The organism is Ferrimonas sp. SCSIO 43195, from assembly GCF_023716685.1.
GTDB lineage: Bacteria > Pseudomonadota > Gammaproteobacteria > Enterobacterales > Shewanellaceae > Ferrimonas > Ferrimonas kyonanensis.
This window is the reverse complement of the sequence record NZ_CP072679.1, coordinates 4,136,833-4,157,994: the sequence shown is the minus strand read 5'-3', so window position 1 is coordinate 4,157,994 and position 21,162 is coordinate 4,136,833. Positions and strand designations below refer to the sequence as shown.

The window sequence follows — 21,162 nt, the reverse complement described above, 5'->3', positions numbered from 1 at the left end:
TTGAGTGTAACGGGTTTAACATGGCAGAAACGCGCCAGCGCGACGACAAACGGCAAAAGACAGTGGATCAGCTGAAGATTCCTCCTCACTCTCTGGAGGCGGAACAGTCGGTCCTCGGTGGCTTGATGCTGAATAATGACGTCTTCGATCAGGTGGCGGAACGGGTTGTCAAAGAGGACTTCTACAGCCGCAGTCATCAGTTTATCTACGCCGCCATGTCACAATTGCTGGAAAACGGCCACCCGTTGGATCTGGTGACCGTCTCCGAAGAGCTCAATCGTCTCGGCGAGCTGGATAACGTCGGCGGCATCGCCTATCTGTCCGACATCTCCCGCAACACCCCCAGTGTGGCCAACATCGTCGCCTACGCCGAGATCGTACGCGAGCGCGCGGTGGTGCGTGAGATGATCAAGGTGGCCAATGAGATCGCCGACGCCGGCTTCAATCCCGACGGGCGCGACTCCGGGGCCCTGCTGGATCTGGCGGAAACCAAGGTGTTTAAGATCGCCGAAAGCCGCACCAGTGCCAATGAAGGCCCGGAAAACATTAAGAGTATCCTGGAAAAAACCGTGGATAAGATTGAGGAGCTGTACAGTAATCCTCATAACGGTGTGACCGGGGTTTCCAGCGGCTTCTCGGATCTGGATAAGATGACCGCCGGCTTCCAGCCTTCGGATTTGATCATCGTGGCCGCCCGACCTTCCATGGGGAAAACCACCTTTGCCATGAACCTGTGTGAGCAGGCGGCCATGAATGAAGACAAGCCGGTGCTGATCTTCTCTCTGGAGATGCCCTCGGAACAGATCATGATGCGTATGTTGGCGTCGCTGGGCCGGGTAGACCAGACCAAAATCCGTACCGGCCAGCTCAATGATGAAGACTGGGCCCGGGTGTCCGGCACCATGGGGCTAATGATGGAGCAGGGTAAGATGTACATCGACGATGGCTCCGGCCTGACCCCCACCGATGTGCGTTCCCGCGCCCGCCGGGTTGCCCGGGAGTATGGCGGCCTGTCGATGATCATGGTGGATTACCTGCAGTTGATGCAGGTGCCTGCGTTGTCGGACAACCGGACACTGGAGATCGCCGAGATCTCCCGCTCGCTGAAGGCGCTGGCGAAAGAACTGAACGTGCCGGTGATCGCCCTGTCGCAGCTGAACCGCTCGTTGGAGCAACGGGCCGACAAGCGGCCGGTGAACTCGGATCTGCGTGAGTCCGGCTCCATTGAGCAGGATGCCGACTTGATTATGTTTATCTATCGGGATGAGGTCTATCATCCCGACACCGCCGAAAAGGGCACCGCTGAAATCATCATCGGTAAACAGCGTAACGGCCCCATTGGTAAGGTTCCTCTGACCTTCCAGGGCATGTTCTCCCGCTTTGACAACTACGCCGGCGGCGGCTTCGAATACGACGAATAAGGAATCTGCTGTGCGATTCTCCCCTGTGGCTGAGATCAGCCGTCATGCCTTGCTGCATAATCTGGAGCGGCTGCGTAAGCTGGCTCCGCACTCGAAAATCATGGCGGTGGTGAAAGCCAACGCCTATGGCCATGGATTAACCACTCTGGCCCGCTGGCTGGATCAGGCCGGAGTCAATGGCTTTGGTATGGCCCGGTTGGAGGAGGCCCTGTGCCTTCGCAATGAGGGCATCTGCGCCCGAATGTTGCTGCTTGAGGGCGTGTTTTCGGAAGAGGATCTGGAGCTGGCCGCTGCCAATAATCTGGAAGTGGCGATTCATGATGTCGAGCAGGTGGCGATGCTGGAGCGGGCGGTGCTCAGTCGTCCGATTCGAATCTGGTTGAAACTGGATACCGGCATGCATCGCCTCGGGATTCAGCCTGAGCAGTTTGCGGCCATCTACCAACGGCTCAGTGCCCTGACGCACCTGCAGGGGGACATTAACTTTATGACCCATTTCGCGGTGGCCGACGAAGCCGAAAACCCGGAAACAGCACGCCAGATCGCCCTGTTTAATCAACTGACCCGAGACCTGCCTGGCGAACGCACTTTGTCTAACTCGGCCGGCGCCCTGGTGTGGCCGGCGGCGCACGGCAACTGGGTGCGAACCGGGCTGGCGCTGTACGGTGGATCACCGATGATCGCCGGGCGACCTCAGGATTTTCAGCTGCAGCCGGTAATGACCATGAAAACCGCGGTACTGGCGGTTCGGGAGCTTAAGGCCGGAGAGCCTGTGGGTTACGGTCAGAGTTGGCGCAGCGGTCGGGATACCCGCCTGGCGGTCATCGCCATGGGCTATGGTGATGGCTACCCCAGGCACGCGGTCAGCGGCACCCCGGTGCTGATCAATGGTCGACGCTTTCCATTGGCGGGTAGGGTATCGATGGACATGATGACGGTAGACATCGGTGACGCCGAGGTAAGCGTCGGCGATCCGGTGGTGCTGTGGGGAAGGGGCCTGCCGGTGGAGGAGATTGCCGAGTGCGCCACCACCATCCCCTATGAGCTGTTGTGCAGTACCACCGCCCGGGTACAGTATCAGTATGTGGAATAAAAAAAGCGGCCTGCGGGCCGCTTTTTTGTAGAGGCTGAGACCTTACTCTCCCAGCATCGCTTCTTTCAGGTCATCATCAAGCGGGTCATCACCGAGCCAGATCCCCAGCAGCACTTCGCGGAAGGTTTCCCCTTCGATGGTCACCAGTGATTTGCCATTTTTTCGCAGTTCAACACCACTTTCTGGCAGAGAGACGATGCGGAATCGATCCCCTTCTTGAACCGGTTCGCTAAAGGCGGCGGTGAACTGATCGACCTTATCCTGAATCTGCGGTAGGCGGTCACCGGCGGACTGCTCAAAGCCCTCCTCCATGCTGGCGGTCATCTTTTCTGAGGTGATCATCGAAGAGATGATGTCCAGCTGAATGGCGGCGGCGGATTTGCCTTTCATCAACTCCTCTGCTGGCAGGTTGTCCTGGTTATACAGGCTACTGACATACAGCTTCATAAAGAACTTTTTACGAATACCGGCACCACGGTGTGGCATTTCAATGCCCTGAACATTCAGGGAGTCATCAATATTAACGTCGGCCACGGTCAATGCCCAGCTGGGCGCACTCAGGCACAAAGATAAAGGAAGAATCGCAGTTAACAATTTACGCATGTAAGCCACCGATTGATTGGGGGAGATTCGATTAGAGTATATGCTCTAATTTGTTTTTTTTCTGACCTGGATCAATTTTATGTCCGGTGTTGGTATCGCTTGTGTTTGAATTGTTATCAAAAAGCACGCTTTGGCTGTGTTGGCAATCTATCGTGGTGATTGCTTCTGTTTGAGAGACTCCATTTAGCCTTTTTGATTGGCCCTGTGTTAAAGAATGTGGTTCGATTCACATTGCGTTTACCTTTTTAATGAATAAATCCATAGCATGATCTTAGTCACGTTATCTGGTCAGACCTCGAATTAGAGTAAATACACTAATTTTGTTTGGGATAATAAAAAGAGGACGGGTTGGTTATGGGCATACCAATTTCCACCTACATCGTTTCGATGGTTGGCTACATAGTATTTCTACTTGTATTAGTAGAGATGATGAGAAGAACACCAAGATTCACTTTCGCATTTTGGATGCTCTCTTTACTTACAGCTCCATTATGGGCTGATAACTTAGACGGCTGGTTCCGCTGGGCTAAAACCGTCAGTGTTTTGATTCCAACTGCCATTATTGTTGGTAGTGCGAGATTGGCTTATCTTTATTACGATAATCCAAACAGAATTCTCAAGTTTTTCCGAAAAGACTGGGTGCTGTGGTGTCTGTACGGCGTCCTGTTCCTGAATATTGCCGAGGCGACAGTTAAGGATCTGGTTACTCAGAACTACTTTAACTTTATTGCCGGTTGTGTGCTGCTGGCCACCATGCCGCTGCCAAAATACAAAAACGGCAAGCGTCAGTACTGGCTGATTGGTAAAGATGCACCCAACGATCTGCTGTTTTTCTCTACCGCTGCCTGGAACTTCCTCTACACCACCTGGAACATGGCATTTGTGTATGGCGAAAACCCCGGTTACTTCGCCAGCTCCTTCTGTATTCTGATGGCCGCCGAGCTGTATCCGCTGATCAAAGGCCGACCAGAGCTGTACATCATTGCTCGAGTCTACACCCTGGCGTTCCACATTCTGGTGCGCGCCATGGGCGACCCGTTTGCCGACGTGATGGACTCCACCCACTGGGCCAACGACAACGTGTTGATGTTCTGGGGTGTGGCCAACGCCGTACTGCACATCGCCTACCTGATTTACTACTTCAAGAAATTCCGTCAGCCCAATGCTGAAGGGGGTAAGGAACCGCCCTATGGCAATCGAACACCGCCGCTGGTGGTGGATGCCAGAACCGAGGAGAGCAGTCCGCTGCTGGAGACCCAAAAGCCTTCGATGGCCTCTGGTCAGAAACCCGTAACGGCGTAACCGGTAAGGAGCGGGGTGGTTACCACCACCCCGTCAGGGAATCGATAGCATGAACAGATTAGTGAAAGCATTTCAGGCGATGATGCTGATGTTGCTGCTGACCCCGGCGGCCATGGCAACCGATCTGGAAGGAGTTGATTTTCAAGACCAGTTGGTTGGTCAGATTTGGCAAGGAACCATGGATGGAGATCCTGGACAAGGAAGTCTTTTTTTCCGCATGGAGTTTGCCGCTGACAACCAGGTTACTGTGACCAAGCAGTACGGTGGTCATAACGTCGTCGAACAGAAGCGCTGGCAGGTCCAGGATCAGCAATTGACCATCACCAGCAGCAGCGGCCAGATCATTGATGATTTCGATGATGTGTCGATGCCAATGGTTGCGGTTGACCGCTTCCTGTATGAGAAGGGCAACAAGAAGTTTACCGGCCATAAATGGGTACAGGTGCGAGCCTACGCTCATGTGTTGTTCGTTCTGATTGGCCTGATGGTGATGAACGAAATCTGTCGCCGCTATAAATGGCCAACTGTGGTGATCTTCTTTGTTCTGCCGATTGTGCTGATTCCCCTGTGGGCCAGCTATGGCGTCAGCTACTGGTTCAAGTGGGTGAAGCTGTATTCGGTTGTGGGTGCCTGTGTGCTGTTTACATTGATTCGGTACACCAAGGTCGGAGAGATGAAGTGGGCGAAATTCTGTGCGGCAGGTTTCCTGGCCTTGAATATTTCTGAAGCGGTACTTCAGGATTTCAGCATGGGTTATACCGCCAACGTATTGAACGCCATTGGTGGTATTTTCTCCATTATCACACTGACCGGGTGGGCACAAATTCAAGCCGCGAAAACCAAAGACAAAGATATGGTTTGGCCGGCCATGACCACCTTCTGGATCATCGCCTACGACGTTTGGAACTTTGCGTTTGTATATTTGAACTTTCCAGGTTCCGCTACCGCTCAGTTCATGGTGTTAACCGCAGCGACCATTCCTTCTCTGCTTATTACTAAGGGAACTTGGTTGCAGGCCCGGGCGTTTACTCTCGCCCTGTCATTTATGTATTACTTCACCAACCCCGCGATGTACGAAAGTAATGTTGTGATGTTGCCACGTAATGATGAATTGATGCTGGCAATTGGTTTCTTGAGTTTCCTGCTGAACACTATTTTGTTCATCCAGGTATATGGAGCGAAATGGCGTAATTACAGACTACAACAAGAAATGGTTAGTTAGTTTTATTAGGCACTGATTATATAAATACAAAATCTCGATGGAGTTTATGATGAAAAAGACAATTGCTCTCACCTTAGCCGCAATGAGTTTCTGTGCACTGGCTGCGGACGACGCCCCTAACATGGGCAGCCCCACCGAAGTGTATACCTACCTGGGGGCCTCATACGGTACCGAAGGGGCCAACCTGAAAGGGATGATGTCGCTGTCGGAAGACAAGGGTGAGTACGCGCAGAAGTCCGGTATCCTGTTTGAGATGAAAAACATCTTTAACGAAGGCGATAAAAGCGACAAGTTTGGCGGCATCGAGTACGGCCTGTACCCGGATGGCAGTGTTGGCCCGGTCGGTACCAAGACCAAGGGCAAGGCCAGCAACCGTTCCTATCGCCTGCGTTACGGTACCATCAACACTTTGAATGGTCTGGGCTTCTCGGTCGACGCGGTGTTTGCGGATCACCCCTTCTTCGGTTCCACCTCGGTGATTCAGGCCGGTCCGGTGGCCACCATTCCGGTGGGCGATAAGATTCTGATCTGGCCCATCCTGTATGTGGGTGGCGTGATCATGGACGACAACATTCAGGATCTGAACCCTGAGTGGCCCGACAGCAGCAGCAGCGGCGTCGACATCGCTTCGACCATCGGTACCGCCATGGTGTACGTCAACTGGAAGTTCACCGATAAGTGGTGGATGCTGGCCAGCTACCGTTACACCATGGAGCTGAACGGTAAGTCCTGGGATGACGATGTGATGGACGGCGGTCTGCAGATGGATGCCACCGAGTTTGAGGTGTCTGTCGCTTACCAGCTGACCAAGAAGCAAAATGTGCGTACTTACTACTCGACTGCCAAGAACGACAGCTTCTGGGTTGAGTACAACTACGCCTTCTAATCCACCCCTGTGGGATCTTTGCCGGCTCGGGAGTCACCGTCTCCTGAGTGCCTGGGCTGGCAAAGAGACCCACGCTCCTTTTCGGTCAATGTCGGGTTCATCCTCACCCGACGAGTACTGAAATGGGTGACCGTCGTTATTAGCGTCCCGGCGGTCACCCCCTACCTTGACGAGGTAGCATTATGTTTCTGTTTGAACCCATTCCCTGGTACTCCTGGGCGGCCTTTCTGGGCGTGCTGGTGGCGTTGATTATTCTGAATGAGATCTCCCGCCGCAGCATGTGGGCCGGCATTGCCTGTTTCGTTGTCCTGCCATTGATTCTGACCTTTACCGTGTGGCCGAAAACCACCTCGGCAGAAGGTTCCAGTGTCGGCACCTGGTTCCATTGGGCCAAGGTGTATTCCTCGCTGGCGGGCTGCGTCGGTTTTATGGCCATTCGGTACATCAAGGGGGCGGCGGACAAGAAGTGGGTGCTGATGTTTCCGCCTGCGATCCTGGCGATCAACATCGCCGAGGCGGTGGTCCGTGACTTTCAGTGCTTCAGTTTTAACGGCATGGTCGATGGCATCATGATCACCGGCGGCGTCTGGAACATCATGAACGGCGTGGCCGGCATTCTCAATATCATCGCCATCTGTGGCTGGGCCGGCATCTTCATCAGTAACGACAAATTCAAAGACATGCTGTGGCCGGACATGCTGTGGTTCTGGATCGTCGCCTACGATCTGTGGAATTTCGCTTACGTCTACAACTGCGTCGGCGATCATGCGTTTTATGCCGGAGGAGCCTTGCTCCTGTCTTGCACCATTCCGGCTTTCTTCATGCGTAAAGGCGCGTGGTTGCAGCACCGGGCCCACACGCTGGGATTCTGGATGATGTTCGTCATGTGCTTCCCGAGCTTTGTGGATACCTCGATGTTTGCGGTCAAGGCCTCCAACAACCCGCAAGCCCTGTGGTGGGTCTCCGCCATTGCGCTGGCGTCCAATGTGGCCCTGGTGGTGTACCAGTTCCGTCGCATCGCTCAGGCTAAGCTTCATCCTCTGAAAGATGAGTTGTATCAGCATCTTCCTGCCTATCAAAAGGTGGCGGCGTCCCGTTAGCGGTTCGCTTCCTCTTTCGCTGTACTGCGGCCGGCTCTCCTTGCATTGGTCCCATCGGGCCGGCCGCTCCCTCCCCGTCGATGCGGTGCCGATCCTGAGTATCCAGCAACCCAGGCACGATCCTGGATAAGCCTGACAACAGGTGTTCCCGGGTGATGGGTTTGGTGATGCAGCCTTCAAAGCCGGACGCCAGCAGGTTTGGGTCCCGCTGCGACAGTACATTGGCGGTCAGGGCAATCACCGGAGTGCCGTGGTGCTGAGGCAGTTGACGGCGAAGGGCCTGGCAGGTTTGGTAGCCGTCCATGCCCGGCATTTGGATATCCAGCAGAATCAGATCAAACCCCTGGGTCTGCAATAACTCAATTGCCTGTTTCCCCCCATCAGCCACCGTGGCGGTGGCCCCCATTTTGGTCAGTATCTGCTTAGCCACCAGCCGATTGGTCATGACGTCATCGACCACCAAAATCCGCCTGTCGCGCAACGGGTGACCATTGTCCCGAAGGACAGGTTGCGATTCTACCGGTGCCTGTTGGTGCAGCAGTTGCTGCAGGTCTTTGGCGGAGACCGGAAGGCTAATGGCGGTGAACTCCGGTGTCGGTGTGCTCCCTTCGGTGTCGATGCAGTAGAGTTTCCACTTCCCCCGTCGCGGTGACAGGGTTGGTTTCAGTTGCCGCCACTGTTGTCGCCCTTGCGCGTCGGCCAGGATAACGTGAAGCAGTCCCGGCTCGTCGGTGCGGCTCAGCATGGCGGGGTTGTCGCTGGCATCGAAATGCTGGCGGCGAAGAATGTCCAGCAGGGCGGGAACGGCCACCCGGTCCTGCCCGAGCACCAGCACCTGTCCCAGGCTGGGGCGGGATTGAGGAACGGTGTCGTCAATGGGCAGTGAAAATCGAAACGTGGTCCCGGCGCCCGGCGTACTGGTGACCGTCAGTTCCCCCCCCAGCAAGGTTGCCAGACTGTGGCTGATGGCCAGTCCCAGGCCGGTGCCTCCGAAGCGGCGGGAGATGGAGGAGTCGGCTTGGGTGAAAGCATCGAACAGGTGCTTCTGGGCCTCAGGTGAAATGCCGATGCCGGTGTCGGTCACCGTGATCAGCAGCGAGTCGGCGTTGGTGCGACTCAGTCGCAGTTCGACATGGCCCTGTGTGGTGAATTTGCAGGCGTTGCTGAGCAGGTTGCACAGTATCTGATGCAAGCGGAAGCGATCGCTGTGTATTACTTCCGGTGCACTGGGATCGCAATGCACCCACAGGGCCAGGGATTTATCGCGGCAATGCTTGGCGAACAAGTGGTGCAGTTCCTCCAACAGCTCGTCGACGGCAAAGTGGCGTTTGTCCAACACCAGTTTTCCGGCTTTGAGCTTGCTGTGGTCCATGATGTCATTGACCAGGGTCAGCAGGGTGCTGGAGGCCTGACCGATGTGACTGACCTGCTCTCGCTGCTGAGGACTCAAGGAACTTTGACTCAACAGGTCGGTAAAACCGCTGATGGCGTTCAGCGGGGTGCGCATCTCGTGACTCATGGTGGCCAGGAAAAAAGTTTTTAGCTCAGAGATTCGGGCCAGTTCGTTGTTGAGCTTACTGATGGAGCGCAGTTTTCGTATCAGTTCGATGGCAGACAGGGCGATCAAGGTGAGCACCAGCATCACGAAAGCCAATGCCTGTTGATTATCGTAGTGCTTGGCGGTGCGGTGGTTGGTTTGTATCGCTTGAGCCAGAGCCTCCGGCGTGCGCGTTTGCTGCAGCGCCGTCAGGTGGTATTGATGCGCGGCTTGGGAGCGCGCTAGCGCTTGGCCGTGAACGTTAATCTGACTCTGGTTTCCTGGCGGAAGTGACGCGAGCCATCGTGGTGAGGGTTTCACAATCGCGGCAGAGTCCCGGTGTCTGCTGAGGTAGTGGCGTTCCAGCCAAGCGGCATTGAGCTTCTGCGTCGGGGAGCCGCGGTGCTCTATCTGGAGAAACTGGGCCCGCAGTGCTCGAGCACTGACGGCCATGGCGACTTGGTGTTGTTGCAGGGCGTGGTAGTGGCGAGCAAACTGGGTCAGTTTCAGTGTTAGCTGTTGATGCTGTGGGGCACTGTACACCTTGTCGCGACTGTTATTGATGAGGTAGTGATGCAACCAGCCCGAGTAGTCCTGGTTGCGTCGGTTTTCCTGCCCCTGAGTCATCAGATCATTGAGGGCGGCGGTGATCAGGTATTCTGCCTCGGTCAGGCTGGCCTGTTGATGAGTCAATTGCTTCAGTTGCAGGCGGCCGTAGACGATGATGGCGATCATGGCCGCGCTGACGATCAGTGCAACGGCAGCCAACGGCTTCAGGCGGGTGGCGATTTTCATGGTGCCTCCCGCAAAATGGCTGGCGGCGGCGCGGTAAGGCTGTGAAGAAATGCACCGATGTCGTGGGTCTGGTTAGCCGTCAGGGTGATGCCCAGTTGCGACATCGCCATGATCTCAATGGCCTGGTCGAGGTGGGTCACCGAGCCGTCATGGAAATAGGGGGCTGTTTGCGCCACATTGCGCAGGCCTGGAACCCGGAATACATGGGCGTCCCGTTTGTCGCCGCTGTTGTCGCCAAGGCCCCGATCGACGCTGGTGCTGGCGGGCCTTTGGGTCAGGCCGAAGGTCTGTTGCAGGTTGCCGCCCAGGTTGACCCCCTGATGACACAGGATGCAGCCCAGGGACTGAAACTGCGACCAGCCGGCGGACTCTGATGCGGTCAGGGTTAACTCTCCCTGAAGGTAGCGATCAAAGCGTGAGCCCGGCGTCAGCAGTTGCCGTTCAAAATGGCTGATGGCCGCCTTGATGCTGTGTTCGCTCAGGGGCTGGCCGCTGGCATCGATAAAGGCGTCGTGAAAGGCGGCATCGTTCGATAACCTGGCCACCACCGCGGGCCAGTCGCTGTCCATCTCCAGTGGGTTGTGCAGCGGGCCGTCGATTTGAGTTTCCAGGGAGTGAGCGCGGCCATCCCAGAACTGGCTCGGATTCAGGCTGGTATTGAAGACCGTCGGGCTGTTGCGGGGGCCGCTGCCAGCAACTCCCGGGGACAGGGCGCTGGGCTGAGCACCGTATTGATTCAGCGGATGGCAGGTGGCACAACTGACCTTGCCATTGCTGGACAGGCGCGGATCCATAAACAGCGCCAGGCCGATGCGGGTCAGTGCCGGGTTGTCATCAACAGCGACGGGAATGGGGACGACAGGCCGATTCTGGTGAGTCTTCAGTGGCTGCAAATCCGCCACGATGTTGGGGTGCAGGTGCGGTTGTTCGAGGCTGCATCCATGCAGCAACAGGGCGATCCAGGCACCCCAGAGCGGTCTCATACTCAATCCTTGAGTGTGTTTATCTCCTTGTAACCTATAGGTGCCAAGATAGCCATTGTCCAAAAAAACACCAAAAAATGGCCTGTTGCAGGGTCATTGTTGGCAAGAAATAGGGTAAAGTGACAAGTGTAACTGGTTGACCCTGGTTCAGGTTCTGCTTGAGCTGGCCGGCATTAGCCGATAGCTTAAAAGCTGCTGTAGTGAACCCCGGAGATCAAGTGATTGATTCAGTGGGAGCGAAGGATTGCGAGATGACTACAAAATTTTCCAAAGTGTTGTTTATACAGGGAGATGACAGCGCCAACTCCCTGCCAATGCTGTGCAAGACCCTGGAGGTGGAGATCGAGGTCCGCAACCAGCCCGGCGACGTGCGTGCGTCGGAGCTGAACCGGCCGGATCTGTTGCTGCTGGTGTCACAGGACTCCTGTGGTCTAAACCGAAATGGCGTGCCGGTGTGGGTGCAGCGGTTGCTGCCAGAGCAATCGGTGGCGTTGTTCGGCGTCACCGAAGACAGTGTCGATCCGGTGCACCTGCTGACTCAGGGAGTGAAGGGGGTGCTGTACCACAACGATCGGGTCGACATGAGCCTGTCGGCGCTGCGGGCGCTGATTCAGGGGGAGTTGTGGTTTTCACGGGCGACTCTGGAGCAGGCGGTGTGCCAGATGATCGGTGCCCAGGCGCAACAGAGCAGTCGCCAGGAGCAAGACAAACTGACCAATCGTGAGCAGAGCGTGGTGCGACTGGTGGCCCTTGGAGCCAGAAACAAGGAGATAGCCCGCAAGTTGTTCATCAGCGAGTACACGGTTAAGGCTCACCTGGCCTCCATCTTTCGTAAAACCGAAACCCGCAACCGGGTTGAGCTGGTGAGTAAGCTCGGCCTGGCCTGAGCGGCGTAAACGGACGTAAAAAGGGAGACCTCAGGGTCTCCCTTTGTTGTTCAGGGCGCCGGTTATGGATTCATCTGTACCACAGTGGCGCTGTTGTACATGCCACCCTGCATCACAGTGGCGGTGTTACCCATGCCACTCTGATCAATGGTGGCGGTGTTGAATGAACCGGTTTGAGTCAGGTCGATGGTGTTGCCATCGCCAATCTGGCTGCCGTACAGGGCGTTGTTATTTCCGCCAGTTTGGCTGACCAGCAGGGTGTTGCCGTTACCGTTGGACTCATAAGCACCGCCGGACTCGTTGGCGGCGATGACGTTGCCATTGCCTTCCTGCAGCAGGGTGGCGGTCAGGCCGGCGCCGGACGTCAGCAGAGACAGGCTGTTCATCTCACCATCCTGGGTGGTAGAGATGGTGCCGCCACTGCCTTTGGCATTGACCTTGGCGTAGTTATCGTTGCCGCTCTGGCTCATGGTGATGCCGTGGCCGTCGCCGGTCACGTCCACATCGAACTCCTGCAGGCTGCCGCTTTGAGTCAGAGTCAGAGTATTGCTGTCGGCATAGACGTCGACGTCGGCGCGATGATCGCTGCCGGTTTGGCCCAGAGTCAGGGTGTTGCCGTCACCGTCGGCAATGACATTGGCGTAGTTACGATCGCCCAACTGGTCGATGGTCAGAGTCGAGTTGGTCGAGCCCCAGGAGCTGGCGTAATCGATCTGGTTGCTCTCGCCTGTCTGAGTCAGGGTGTAATCCACGTTCTCTGACCAGCGCACGTCCACGTCGATTTCGTTGCTCTGGCCGGTCTGGTTGGTGACCAGCTCACTGTCGGTCAGGTCCACGGCGATGAAGTCAACGTCGTTGCCGTTGCCTTCGGCCAGGTCGCCCTGAGTGGCCGACAGAGTGGAGTTGCTGATGTTGCTGACGGTACCGGTAACGATGTTGCCATTGCCCGCCTGGTCGGCCGTGATGGTCGAGCCGTTGATGCCATCGGCATCGGAGAAGTCGATGCTGTTGCCACTGCCGGCCTGTACGCCCTTAATGATGGAGGCGCTGACGTCGTTGACACCGGACAGGTTGAAGCTGTTGGCGCTGCCGTTCTGGTCGCTGGAGATGGTGGCACCGCTCAGGTTGGTGACGCTGAGCAAGTTAACACTGTTGCCCTGGCCATTTTGGAAGGCGTCGATGCTGCCGCCTTCGACATTTTCGACGTCGCTCATGTCGATGATGTTGCTATCGCCGTTCTGCAGGGTGGTCACGCCGACGCCCTGCAGGTTGTTGACGTCGGACATGTCCAGGTTGTTGTTGTCGCCGCTTTGACCGGCAGTCACGGTATTGCCGGAGGCGTTTTCGGAGTGGAAGCTGATGACGTTGCTGTCGCCGCTCTGATCCAACATCAAGGTGTTGTCGACGCCGGCGGCGCTCATCATGATCTGGTTGCCGACGGCGGCGCCTTCGACATCCTGGCCATCGCCATAGGTTTGAGTGGCCGTCACGTCGTTGTTACCGCCAAACATGTCGATGGCAATCTGCTGGCCCTGTGCCTTGTCAAGCAGGCCGGTGCTGCCGTTCTGAGTCAGGTTGTAGTCGCTGCCGGCACCTGTGGTGGTGCTGGTTTCATTCAGACTGATGGCGTTGCTGTCGCCACTCTGGCTCAGGATGGCGGTGTTGCCGCCATCGGCAAACAGGCCGGTGGCGATGTCGTTATTGTCGCCGCTCTGAGTCATGGTCGCGCTGTTGCCACCATTGGAGTGGTAGTTGGCGGCGTTGTCATTGCCGGTTTGGGTAATGGAGACGGTGTCTTCTGCCGTCGCGGCAAAACCCACACTGGCCAGAGCAACGGCCACCAGTGATAACTTAATTCCGTGTTTCATCATCAGTTCCTTTTCGGATTAGTAAAAGCCTATCAGGAGATCACGGCCGTATCCGGTCTGCTGGATGGTGAGCGGCGATTCCATCGGCGTCACTGAATAGATCCCGACATCGAGGAGGTTGGCGTCCCCCTCCTGGTGAATCTCAAGTTTGCTGCCATTACCCCCCTGAAAGATGTGGGCCTGGTTATCGTTGCCGTACTGGCTGAGCGTTAGCTCGTTGTTAGTGCCATACTGCAGCGCCGCAACCCGGTTGCCCTCTCCCTGCTGTTGGATAATGCTGTCTTGGTGTTCGCCATTTTGTAAAAGGGCGATGAGGTTGTCGTTGCCCGACTGATACAGAGCGGCGCGGTTAAAGGCGCCGGTTTGTTGCAGCGAGATCCTGTTCGGGTTTTCCTGCGCCAGCAAATCCGCTACCGAGCGAGAGTCCATCAAGGCCTGCAGAGGCAAAGACAACTCATTCGCCAGCAGTGGCGTGCAGAGTAATAGAAAACTCAGAAGCAGCGATTTCATAACAACCTCATCAGAAAGTAGCTCCATGCTACCTATCCCATTTGAGGGCCTCTATAGCCGTTATGGGGGGTTTTCTGGTTCTGACAATTTTATGCTTAAGTTGCTGATTAATAGCTTGTTGTCTAGGTATTGTTCGGTTGTTGCTGGCGCGGGCTAGTTCATCGGGGTTAGGCTGTTTTTCGGCGGGTTAGCTCTGTTTTCAGGCAAAAAAAAAAGGCAGCCCGTAGGCTGCCCGAGGCAAGCGTTGAAGCAGGAACGGTGCTGGAGGGTTAACTGCTGCTCCAGAAGCCCTTCTGTTTGCCCTGTTCGATGATCTCCGCCACCGCGGTTTCCAGGGCCTGGCGAACGCAGAGTTGCACCGGCTCGTTGGTGGTGTAGCCGGTTTCTGCTTCCGCCAACCGGTTGAGGCTGATGTAGCGGAAAAAGCCGGCTCGCAGTTCCTGTGAGAAGATGTTCTTGGTGGCAGAAACCGACAGCAGCACCTTGCCGCTGTGGACGTCGACCGCCCGCAGGTACAGGGTGACCTGATCCTTGCGGAACAGCTCGGAGATGCCGATGCCGTAATACTCCAGACCGATGCCGCCGGTAGAGGTGTCGGTATCGTAGGAGATGATGCCGCCCTCAAACAGCAACCTGGCATCCGCCAGTGACGGCAGAGATTCCTCTTTGCTTTGTCGCTGGCGAATGATCTTGCGTTCGGTCAACAGGTTCTGCAGCCCTTCACGTTCCACCGGATCAAACCAGCCGGTCTCCAACAGTGTCTGTATCAGCATCGAGGTGGCGCCCTGAGTCACCGCGGTGGAGAAGGAGCTGACATTGGCCTGGGGCTTATATTGTCCGGTCTGGTCTCGAAAGGCGTACACCGCCACCGGTATCGGGTACTGTGGCGTCGGTGCCTGCTGCATCGACAACATCAGCTCGCTGACCGGATCGATCTGTGCCTGTTCGGTAAACAGGTCAGGCTTGGGCATGGCCGCGCAGCCGGACAGCAGCATGAGCATCAGCAGAATCAGTGGCAGTCTCATGGCTACAACTCCACTCGAGGCATGACGATCTCGGTAATCTCACCGGTGGTGATGTCGGTGATGCGGACGATGATGTTATTGGGATCGCTGTCGAGCACCTCGACGATGTAGTCGCCGGTATTGTAAGTGCCGGCGGTAAACTCGCCGTTGGAGATGCTGCGGGTCAGGCTGTACAACAGGTTGCGTTCCAGCGACTCCTGGAACCGCTCTACGAAGCTGGCTTCGGTGCGATCGGCGGTATGGTCATTCTGAGACTGCGCCTTGCCAAGCAGGAAGCTGCCGTTAAGTGGATTGCCGCCAAAGCTGGGGTTGATGGGTTGGTAGCTGAGCTGAGTGGCACCGACGGCAAAACTCAGCAGCGGGGTCAGTAGCCAGAGAAAACGGATGCGCATGTTCACCTCCATGTGATCACCAGTGGTCATCGTGCTGGCCCAGCATGATGTTGGCTTTCACCTGTGTTACGTGGTCGATGGTGACCAACATGGCCTGATCCGCGCGTTCCTTCATGTTGTTGTGGCGGCGGCCAAAATAGGTCTCATATATTTTTGTTTGATTGACCTCTATCCACAGTCGAGTCCCGGCTTGCGGGTAGACGGTTTCACTGACGGTGACGATGAACCCTTGAGTGCCGGGCAGATCCCGCCAGTAGCCGGAATAGTAGTAGAGAAAATCTTTGCCAAACCGGGTCAGGGTCCGATCCACCAGCAGGCCATCCAGTTCGATGTCGTCTTCCTGAGCCCAGGCGGGGGCTGACAGGAGCAGCGGTAGGGATAGCAACAGCGCTCGCCACATCATGGTCTACGGCCTTAGGTATCTGAAAAAAGGTGAGTTGTCGGTCAAACCCATGGACGTAACTTAGGGATAATCACGCGGGCTTCCCATCACCCAAAAGTTTAGTTTCTGAGCCGTTTTGGTGCCAATGGGCTAGCCCATCCATGCCTGCGGTGCCGTCGGAGGGACTTGCCCTGACGGGCGCTTGTGGCCATCATGCCGGAATAAGAATTACGATGGAGCGCCACCATGAACCAGCGCATGCTGACCCTGTCCCCGCGCCCGCGGGGGTTTCACCTAATCACCGATGAGATTGAGGCGGCGTTGCCGCTGACGCAGTTGCCCAGTGGCCTGTTGCATCTGCAACTGCAACACACCTCCGCCAGCCTGACCCTGAATGAGAACTGTGATCCTACCGTGCGGGGTGACTTCAGCGCTTTCTTTGATCGTCTGGTGCCCGATGGCAGCGCCTATTTTCGCCATGATTATGAAGGCGATGACGACATGCCTGCCCACATTAAGAGCAGCCTGTTGGGCACCAGTTTGTTGCTGCCGGTGCGACAAGGGCGACTGGGGCTGGGACAGTGGCAAGGGATCTATCTCGGTGAACACCGGGATCACGGCGGAGCACGACGGCTGCTGGCTACCCTGATGGGCTAACGAGGCGTTGTTCAGGGTAAAGTCAGTACCGGCAGGGAGTTAGGCCGGGTGGTGTCGAGGCACCATAGACCGAGGGGCGATTGGCTTTTTTCAGTGCCGCCTGGCTCTGCTATACTGCCGCCCCTGGCCCGTTAGGGCCTTAGGTTGCCCAAGCTGGGCGGCCGGGTTGACCATCCGCGACCGAATGGTCTGAGTGAATTTGTAAAAGGTGTCATGCTCTTGAGTCAGGTTGAACACAACTGCCGGTTTTCCGTTGCCCCCATGCTGGATTGGACCGACCGCCATTATCGCTATTTTGCACGGCTGATGTCCCGTCACACCCTGCTGTATACCGAGATGGTCACCACCGGTGCCATCATTCACGGTAAGGGCGATTATCTTGGCTACAACGAGCAGGAACATCCGTTGGCTCTGCAGCTGGGGGGCAGCGATCCCGCGGATCTGGCCCTGTGTGCCAAGCGGGCGCAGGAGTTGGGCTATGACGAGATCAATCTCAACGTCGGCTGCCCATCGGATCGAGTGCAAAATGGCCGTTTTGGCGCCTGCCTGATGGCGGAGCCGACATTGGTGGCCCGCTGCGTGGACGCCATGAGACAGGCGGTGGATCTGCCGGTGACGGTGAAGACCCGCATCGGCATCGACGATCAGGACAGCTACGAGTTTTTGACTCAGTTTATCGATACCGTGTCGGCGGCGGGGTGCGACAGCTTTACCATCCATGCTCGAAAAGCCTGGTTGTCGGGGCTCAGTCCGAAAGAGAACCGTGAGATTCCACCGCTGGATTATGAGCGGGCCTATCAACTGAAGCGGGATTACCCGGCGCTGACCTTGGCCCTCAACGGCGGCATAAAAACCCTGCAGGAGTGTCAGACCCACCTGCAGCACCTGAATGGGGTGATGGTCGGTCGCGAGGCCTATCAGAACCCTTACCTGCTGGCGGCGGTGGACAGAGAGATCTACGGCTGTGATACCCCGGCAGTGGATCGCCGCGCAGTGGTGGAGATGATGGTGCCTTACGTAGAACGCCATCTTGCCGGTGGCGGCCGGGTAAACCACGTGACCCGCCATATGCTGGGTCTGTTTAACGGGCTGCCCGGCGCCCGCACCTGGCGCCGCACTCTGTCCGAGCGAGCCCATCACGCGGATGCCACACCGGCATTGCTGCTGGAGGCGATGGCCCACGTGGGCGAGCCCCTCGAGGACGCGGCGGGTTGATCACTGGTCACCCGGGATAGCGAATAAGCCAACGCCGCCCTATCGGGGCGGCGTTGTTGTTTACAGGTCCAGAAAGGCCGTTAACTTGTCTTGGCTGACGACCTCCAGCCGCCCTCCACGCTTTTCCAACAGCCCCAATTCGGTTAACTGGGCCACCACGCGTCGGTAGACCCGTTCGGAGCAGCCGAAGCGGGCCGCTTCCTGATAGAGCTTGAGGTCCGGCTCGCCCCGGGCTCTGCGCTGCATCAGATCCAAGGCGATATTGTGCGCCAGAGGATAGAGGCTCAGCGTCATGTTTCGCTGCATCTGTTGCTGGTAATAACCCGCCAACTGTTGGCTGAGCCACAGGCCGATTTTGGGGTGTTCGATGAGCAAGGACTCCAGTTTGGCTCTGGGCAGTTGCCGGACAATGACGGGCGCCAGCGGCACCACGTCAAACTGGCAGGGAAGACCGGTTAGCAGTTCCACTTCGCCGAATAGCCGCCGATTCCCTTGCCAGATCCCCAGGCCAAACTCTTTGCCGTTGGCGGCGGCGTAGTGCAGGGTAAACTCGCCTTTCTCCACCCAGTAGAGGGCGTTGACATGCTCTCCCTGGTGCAACAAGGGCTGTCCCTCCTCCAACTGCCATTGCTTTAAAGGTAGGGCGTGGATGGCGTCCATCAACTGTTGATGGCCCTCGTTAATGGCACTGCTTAAAGGGCGGGACGCTGACGCAGGCATTTCTGACTCCCCTGGCGGACAATTGTCCTCATGCTGATCTCAAACCTCTTTTTACACTGTCCCCGACACTGAAAAAAGAGGAAATCAAAATGACTCCCCATATCAACGCTAAGCCTGGTGATTTTGCCGAATTGCTGTTGTTTCCCGGTGATCCCCTGCGGGCCAAGTACATTGCCGATACCTTTCTCGAGGATGCGGTGGAAGTGACCAATGTGCGCAACATGTTGGGCTTTACCGGCACCTGGAATGGCCATAGGGTGTCGGTGATGGGACACGGCATGGGCGTCCCGTCGATCTCGATCTACGCCGAGGAGCTGATTCGCGACTATGGGGTAAAAACCCTGATCCGCGTCGGCAGTTGTGGCGGGGTGGCCGAGGATCTCTCGCTCAGGGATGTGGTGGTGGCGACCGGAGCGGGCACCGCCTCACTGACCAATCGTACTCGCTTTGCAGGCTATGACTACCCGGCGGTCGCGGATTTCGATCTGGCGATGGCCTGTCAGCAGCAGGCGACGCGGCTGGGGATGGCCGCCCGTTTTGGCACCGTGTTTACCAATGACCTTTTCTACGGCAGCGATCCGGCTTTGTTGCCCGCGCTGCAGAAAATGAAGGTGCTGGCGGTGGAGATGGAGGCATCGGCCCTCTATGCCATCGCCGCAGAACATGGGGTGCGTGCCCTGACCATTCTCACCGTCTCCGACCATCTGTTGAAGAGCGAGGAGACCACCGCTGAGGAGCGCCAGAAAAGCTTCGGCGACATGGTCGAGCTGGCTCTGGCCACAGCGGTGCAGCCGGTTTGATTCAGACCAAGGGGCAGCTGCTGTCCCTTTTTTGACCAATTTCACCAAGGGGTGGTGAAAATCACCATTTCCCCGGCAATCTCCTTAAATCGGCACACCACACCCTCCTCGGTTTTTAACAATTCCTTTTAGTATCAATGAAATAAAAGTTGGCACGCTGATTGAATAACCATCAGTGTCATTAACCAACATCCTAAATGGAGCAACTCATGGAAGGTTCAATCAAAGTGAAGTCCCTGCTGTCGGTATCCCTGGTCACCCTGATGATGGTGTCTGGCGCTGCGGTTGCAAACCCACAAGATGAGATTGAACAGGGAGTCGAGCAGTTCGTGTCTTCCCAGATCTCATCCCTGCGGCTGGACATCGCCGCTCAACTCGATGGTGAACTGAAGTCCGATGCATCCCGCGGCATTGCCGAGATGCGTACCGAGCTGGTGCTGATCACCGATGACAGCAACTTGACCGCTTCCAACGGCCAATTCGGAGACGATGAATGATCGCCGGCTGGACCCCCGTGCTGCTGTGCATGTTACCGGTAGCCGGGTGGGGCGTCAGCGCCCTGGGCGTATGGTGGTATCAATCTCGACACTAAGGAGAGCGACATGAGCAGTCGATTAATGCGGGACCCCGCAAAGGGGTGGGTGGCTGGATTATTTGCCGGCCTGTGTGAGCACTGGGGCCTGAATCTGTTTTGGTGCCGGGTGGTGTTCGCGGTCTATCTGATGATAGAGCCTGTTTCCGCCACCCTGATCTACATTGTGGCCTCTTTGCTGATGCCAAAGCGGCGATGCCGGTATTACTGATTATCCTGTTGGTGGTGTGCCTGATAATGGTCACCATCGCAGACGCCACCGCCATGGTGTGGTGGTGGCAGGACTATGGCACGCCGTCACTGCTGTTGGTGGCGGTTTTGCTGCTGGCTTGCTGGGTGTGGCAGAGAAGCCGGTAATGTCAGTTTCGGCGGAGTCCCTATCGCCCTCTCAGGGGCTCCGCCACCTTAATCCAGCGTTGGCGCTACTTGTTGTTGATCAGCGCGCCGATCACCTGACGAGTCTCATTACTGCTCAGCCGCTCGGCCAGCGCTGCAAACTCCGCCTGCATCACCTGGCCCAACTGAGGTTGAGACAACTTCAGCAGCGCCTTGGCTTGCTGCATCGCTTCGGGCGGTCGGGCGGCAAATTTCTGGGCGTACTCCATGGCCAGCTTCATCAGCTGGTCAGCCGGACAACTGTGGTTCACTAATCCCACGGCCTTGGCTTTTTCGACACCGAAGGGTTCGCCCAGCAGCAGCAACTCCGAGGCCAAAGGGCCGCCACACATCTGCGGAATCAAGGTGCTGGAGGCGGCTTCCGGAACAATGCCGATATTGACGAAGGGCAGGACAAATTTGGCGTTGTCGGCGGCGATGACCATGTCACAGTGAGGGAGCAGGGTGCTGCCGACGCCCACGGCGCTGCCGGCGACTGCGGCGATCAGCGGTTTTTTCAGGGTGGGCAGTGTCTTGATGAAGCGCACCGCTTCATTGTCTTCGCCAAAGCCGGTATCGAGAAAAGAAGACAGATCGTTGCCGGCGGTAAAGCAGTCTTCCTGGCCGCGGATCAGGTAGGCACGCACCTCGGGATCGTCATCAGCCTGTTGCAGGTGTGTTGTCAGACTGCAATACATCTCTTGAGTCAGTGCGTTACGCTTGTCCGGGCGATTGATGGTCAGTACCATGACATGACCGTCACGGGACAATTCTATGCTGGATGCCATTTCAGTTCC

The 21,162-nt window shown here is 56.7% G+C and carries 23 protein-coding genes; 13 read left to right on the top strand and 10 right to left on the bottom strand.

Translation table 11 applies throughout. The annotated features are described in order from the left end of the window. Nucleotides 1-20 precede the first annotated feature (20 nt). Nucleotides 21-1,421, top strand: coding sequence for a replicative DNA helicase (gene dnaB / locus J8Z22_RS19150; protein ID WP_028114389.1), 1,401 nt, complete (start codon nt 21-23; stop codon nt 1,419-1,421). A gap of 10 nt (nt 1,422-1,431) precedes the next feature. Further along, a complete protein-coding gene (alr, locus tag J8Z22_RS19145) occupies nt 1,432-2,514 on the top strand; it encodes an alanine racemase (RefSeq protein WP_252007634.1) in 1,083 nt (360 codons plus the stop codon). 42 nt (nt 2,515-2,556) lie between these two features. Here the strand turns inward: alr and J8Z22_RS19140 are convergent, their stop codons facing one another. After that, nucleotides 2,557-3,117 carry a chalcone isomerase family protein gene (locus tag J8Z22_RS19140; RefSeq protein WP_028114391.1) on the bottom strand — a complete coding sequence of 187 codons (561 nt, stop codon included), beginning with the start codon at nt 3,115-3,117 and terminating at the stop codon, nt 2,557-2,559. Between the two features lie 639 nt (nt 3,118-3,756). On the opposite strand from J8Z22_RS19140, the gene J8Z22_RS19135 reads away from it, so the two are divergent. From J8Z22_RS19135 to J8Z22_RS19120, 4 genes are all read left to right on the top strand, one after another. Then, nucleotides 3,757-4,419, top strand: coding sequence for a hypothetical protein (locus J8Z22_RS19135; RefSeq protein WP_252007631.1), 663 nt, complete (start codon nt 3,757-3,759; stop codon nt 4,417-4,419). 49 nt (nt 4,420-4,468) lie between these two features. Beyond that, complete coding sequence (locus J8Z22_RS19130) at nt 4,469-5,641, top strand: DUF5692 family protein (RefSeq protein WP_028114392.1); 1,173 nt, start codon at nt 4,469-4,471, stop codon at nt 5,639-5,641. Between the two features lie 46 nt (nt 5,642-5,687). Then, a complete protein-coding gene (locus J8Z22_RS19125) occupies nt 5,688-6,527 on the top strand; it encodes a hypothetical protein (protein ID WP_252007628.1) in 840 nt (279 codons plus the stop codon). A gap of 182 nt (nt 6,528-6,709) precedes the next feature. Continuing rightward, a complete protein-coding gene (locus J8Z22_RS19120) occupies nt 6,710-7,627 on the top strand; it encodes a DUF5692 family protein (RefSeq protein ID WP_252007626.1) in 918 nt (305 codons plus the stop codon). Here the strand turns inward: J8Z22_RS19120 and J8Z22_RS19115 are convergent. Together J8Z22_RS19115 and J8Z22_RS19110 are read right to left on the bottom strand one after the other, a co-directional pair. After that, a complete protein-coding gene (locus J8Z22_RS19115; protein WP_252007624.1) occupies nt 7,554-9,959 on the bottom strand; it encodes an ATP-binding protein in 2,406 nt (801 codons plus the stop codon). The genes J8Z22_RS19120 and J8Z22_RS19115 overlap by 74 nt on opposite strands. Then, nucleotides 9,956-10,942 carry a cytochrome-c peroxidase gene (locus tag J8Z22_RS19110; RefSeq protein WP_252007621.1) on the bottom strand — a complete coding sequence of 329 codons (987 nt, stop codon included), beginning with the start codon at nt 10,940-10,942 and terminating at the stop codon, nt 9,956-9,958. The genes J8Z22_RS19115 and J8Z22_RS19110 overlap by 4 nt, the downstream gene beginning before the upstream one ends. A 251-nt stretch (nt 10,943-11,193) precedes the next feature. Here J8Z22_RS19110 and J8Z22_RS19105 point away from each other — a divergent pair, with 251 nt between their 5' ends. Further along, the gene (locus tag J8Z22_RS19105; protein ID WP_028114396.1) at nt 11,194-11,829 is read left to right on the top strand and encodes a response regulator transcription factor; all 636 of its coding nucleotides are present in this window, start codon (nt 11,194-11,196) and stop codon (nt 11,827-11,829) included. A gap of 62 nt (nt 11,830-11,891) precedes the next feature. Here the strand turns inward: J8Z22_RS19105 and J8Z22_RS19100 are convergent, their stop codons facing one another. The 5 genes from J8Z22_RS19100 to J8Z22_RS19080 all read right to left on the bottom strand — a co-directional run bounded on the left by J8Z22_RS19100 (nt 11,892) and on the right by J8Z22_RS19080 (nt 16,027). Then, nucleotides 11,892-13,700: a hypothetical protein gene (locus tag J8Z22_RS19100; RefSeq protein WP_252007618.1), complete on the bottom strand. Its 1,809-nt coding sequence runs from the start codon at nt 13,698-13,700 to the stop codon at nt 11,892-11,894. A 15-nt stretch (nt 13,701-13,715) separates the two neighbouring features. Further along, a complete protein-coding gene (locus J8Z22_RS19095) occupies nt 13,716-14,234 on the bottom strand; it encodes a hypothetical protein (protein WP_084144537.1) in 519 nt (172 codons plus the stop codon). A 242-nt stretch (nt 14,235-14,476) separates the two neighbouring features. Continuing rightward, entirely contained in the window at nt 14,477-15,232 is a 756-nt protein-coding gene (locus tag J8Z22_RS19090; protein ID WP_028114398.1) for a CsgG/HfaB family protein, read from the bottom strand. Between the two features lie 2 nt (nt 15,233-15,234). Continuing rightward, nucleotides 15,235-15,624: a curli assembly protein CsgF gene (locus J8Z22_RS19085; RefSeq protein ID WP_252007616.1), complete on the bottom strand. Its 390-nt coding sequence runs from the start codon at nt 15,622-15,624 to the stop codon at nt 15,235-15,237. A gap of 16 nt (nt 15,625-15,640) precedes the next feature. After that, the gene (locus J8Z22_RS19080; RefSeq protein ID WP_028114400.1) at nt 15,641-16,027 is read right to left on the bottom strand and encodes a curli production assembly/transport protein CsgE; all 387 of its coding nucleotides are present in this window, start codon (nt 16,025-16,027) and stop codon (nt 15,641-15,643) included. A gap of 225 nt (nt 16,028-16,252) precedes the next feature. Here J8Z22_RS19080 and J8Z22_RS19075 point away from each other — a divergent pair, with 225 nt between their 5' ends. Together J8Z22_RS19075 and dusA are read left to right on the top strand one after the other, a co-directional pair. After that, nucleotides 16,253-16,663, top strand: coding sequence for a secondary thiamine-phosphate synthase enzyme YjbQ (locus J8Z22_RS19075; RefSeq protein WP_252007613.1), 411 nt, complete (start codon nt 16,253-16,255; stop codon nt 16,661-16,663). Nucleotides 16,664-16,924: 261 nt separating this feature from the next. Next, complete coding sequence (gene dusA / locus J8Z22_RS19070; RefSeq protein ID WP_252010498.1) at nt 16,925-17,878, top strand: tRNA dihydrouridine(20/20a) synthase DusA; 954 nt, start codon at nt 16,925-16,927, stop codon at nt 17,876-17,878. Nucleotides 17,879-17,938: 60 nt separating this feature from the next. Here dusA and J8Z22_RS19065 read toward each other — a convergent pair whose 3' ends face one another. Continuing rightward, on the bottom strand, nt 17,939-18,598 hold the full coding sequence (locus J8Z22_RS19065; RefSeq protein WP_252007610.1) for a Crp/Fnr family transcriptional regulator: 660 nt from the start codon (nt 18,596-18,598) through the stop codon (nt 17,939-17,941). Nucleotides 18,599-18,687: 89 nt separating this feature from the next. Here J8Z22_RS19065 and deoD point away from each other — a divergent pair, with 89 nt between their 5' ends. From deoD to J8Z22_RS19045, 4 genes are all read left to right on the top strand, one after another. Beyond that, entirely contained in the window at nt 18,688-19,398 is a 711-nt protein-coding gene (deoD, locus tag J8Z22_RS19060) for a purine-nucleoside phosphorylase (RefSeq protein WP_252007608.1), read from the top strand. 209 nt (nt 19,399-19,607) lie between these two features. Next, nucleotides 19,608-19,895: a hypothetical protein gene (locus tag J8Z22_RS19055; RefSeq protein WP_252007605.1), complete on the top strand. Its 288-nt coding sequence runs from the start codon at nt 19,608-19,610 to the stop codon at nt 19,893-19,895. A gap of 105 nt (nt 19,896-20,000) precedes the next feature. Next, nucleotides 20,001-20,201, top strand: a complete 201-nt coding sequence (locus J8Z22_RS19050) for a PspC domain-containing protein (protein ID WP_028114405.1) — start codon at nt 20,001-20,003, stop codon at nt 20,199-20,201. Continuing rightward, nucleotides 20,186-20,347 carry a hypothetical protein gene (locus J8Z22_RS19045; RefSeq protein WP_156897110.1) on the top strand — a complete coding sequence of 54 codons (162 nt, stop codon included), beginning with the start codon at nt 20,186-20,188 and terminating at the stop codon, nt 20,345-20,347. Before J8Z22_RS19050 ends, J8Z22_RS19045 begins: the two co-directional genes overlap by 16 nt. A gap of 65 nt (nt 20,348-20,412) precedes the next feature. Here J8Z22_RS19045 and J8Z22_RS19040 read toward each other — a convergent pair whose 3' ends face one another. Then, nucleotides 20,413-21,153: an enoyl-CoA hydratase-related protein gene (locus J8Z22_RS19040; protein ID WP_028114406.1), complete on the bottom strand. Its 741-nt coding sequence runs from the start codon at nt 21,151-21,153 to the stop codon at nt 20,413-20,415. Nucleotides 21,154-21,162: the final 9 nt, after the last annotated feature.

Excerpts from the sequence above, each read along its gene's own strand:
- dnaB (WP_028114389.1), top strand. The coding sequence starts at position 21 with ATGGCAGAAACGCGCCAGCGCGACGACAAACGGCAAAAGACAGTGGAT.
- J8Z22_RS19140 (WP_028114391.1), bottom strand. The coding sequence starts at position 3,117 with ATGCGTAAATTGTTAACTGCGATTCTTCCTTTATCTTTGTGCCTGAGT.
- J8Z22_RS19130 (WP_028114392.1), top strand. The coding sequence starts at position 4,469 with ATGAACAGATTAGTGAAAGCATTTCAGGCGATGATGCTGATGTTGCTG.
- J8Z22_RS19125 (WP_252007628.1), top strand. The coding sequence starts at position 5,688 with ATGATGAAAAAGACAATTGCTCTCACCTTAGCCGCAATGAGTTTCTGT.
- J8Z22_RS19120 (WP_252007626.1), top strand. The coding sequence starts at position 6,710 with ATGTTTCTGTTTGAACCCATTCCCTGGTACTCCTGGGCGGCCTTTCTG.
- J8Z22_RS19115 (WP_252007624.1), bottom strand. The coding sequence starts at position 9,959 with ATGAAAATCGCCACCCGCCTGAAGCCGTTGGCTGCCGTTGCACTGATC.
- J8Z22_RS19110 (WP_252007621.1), bottom strand. The coding sequence starts at position 10,942 with ATGAGACCGCTCTGGGGTGCCTGGATCGCCCTGTTGCTGCATGGATGC.
- J8Z22_RS19105 (WP_028114396.1), top strand. The coding sequence starts at position 11,194 with ATGACTACAAAATTTTCCAAAGTGTTGTTTATACAGGGAGATGACAGC.
- J8Z22_RS19100 (WP_252007618.1), bottom strand. The coding sequence starts at position 13,700 with ATGATGAAACACGGAATTAAGTTATCACTGGTGGCCGTTGCTCTGGCC.
- J8Z22_RS19095 (WP_084144537.1), bottom strand. The coding sequence starts at position 14,234 with ATGGAGCTACTTTCTGATGAGGTTGTTATGAAATCGCTGCTTCTGAGT.
- J8Z22_RS19090 (WP_028114398.1), bottom strand. The coding sequence starts at position 15,232 with ATGAGACTGCCACTGATTCTGCTGATGCTCATGCTGCTGTCCGGCTGC.
- J8Z22_RS19085 (WP_252007616.1), bottom strand. The coding sequence starts at position 15,624 with ATGCGCATCCGTTTTCTCTGGCTACTGACCCCGCTGCTGAGTTTTGCC.
- J8Z22_RS19080 (WP_028114400.1), bottom strand. The coding sequence starts at position 16,027 with ATGATGTGGCGAGCGCTGTTGCTATCCCTACCGCTGCTCCTGTCAGCC.
- J8Z22_RS19075 (WP_252007613.1), top strand. The coding sequence starts at position 16,253 with ATGAACCAGCGCATGCTGACCCTGTCCCCGCGCCCGCGGGGGTTTCAC.
- dusA (WP_252010498.1), top strand. The coding sequence starts at position 16,925 with ATGCTGGATTGGACCGACCGCCATTATCGCTATTTTGCACGGCTGATG.
- J8Z22_RS19065 (WP_252007610.1), bottom strand. The coding sequence starts at position 18,598 with ATGCCTGCGTCAGCGTCCCGCCCTTTAAGCAGTGCCATTAACGAGGGC.
- deoD (WP_252007608.1), top strand. The coding sequence starts at position 18,688 with ATGACTCCCCATATCAACGCTAAGCCTGGTGATTTTGCCGAATTGCTG.
- J8Z22_RS19055 (WP_252007605.1), top strand. The coding sequence starts at position 19,608 with ATGGAAGGTTCAATCAAAGTGAAGTCCCTGCTGTCGGTATCCCTGGTC.
- J8Z22_RS19050 (WP_028114405.1), top strand. The coding sequence starts at position 20,001 with ATGAGCAGTCGATTAATGCGGGACCCCGCAAAGGGGTGGGTGGCTGGA.
- J8Z22_RS19045 (WP_156897110.1), top strand. The coding sequence starts at position 20,186 with ATGCCGGTATTACTGATTATCCTGTTGGTGGTGTGCCTGATAATGGTC.
- J8Z22_RS19040 (WP_028114406.1), bottom strand. The coding sequence starts at position 21,153 with ATGGCATCCAGCATAGAATTGTCCCGTGACGGTCATGTCATGGTACTG.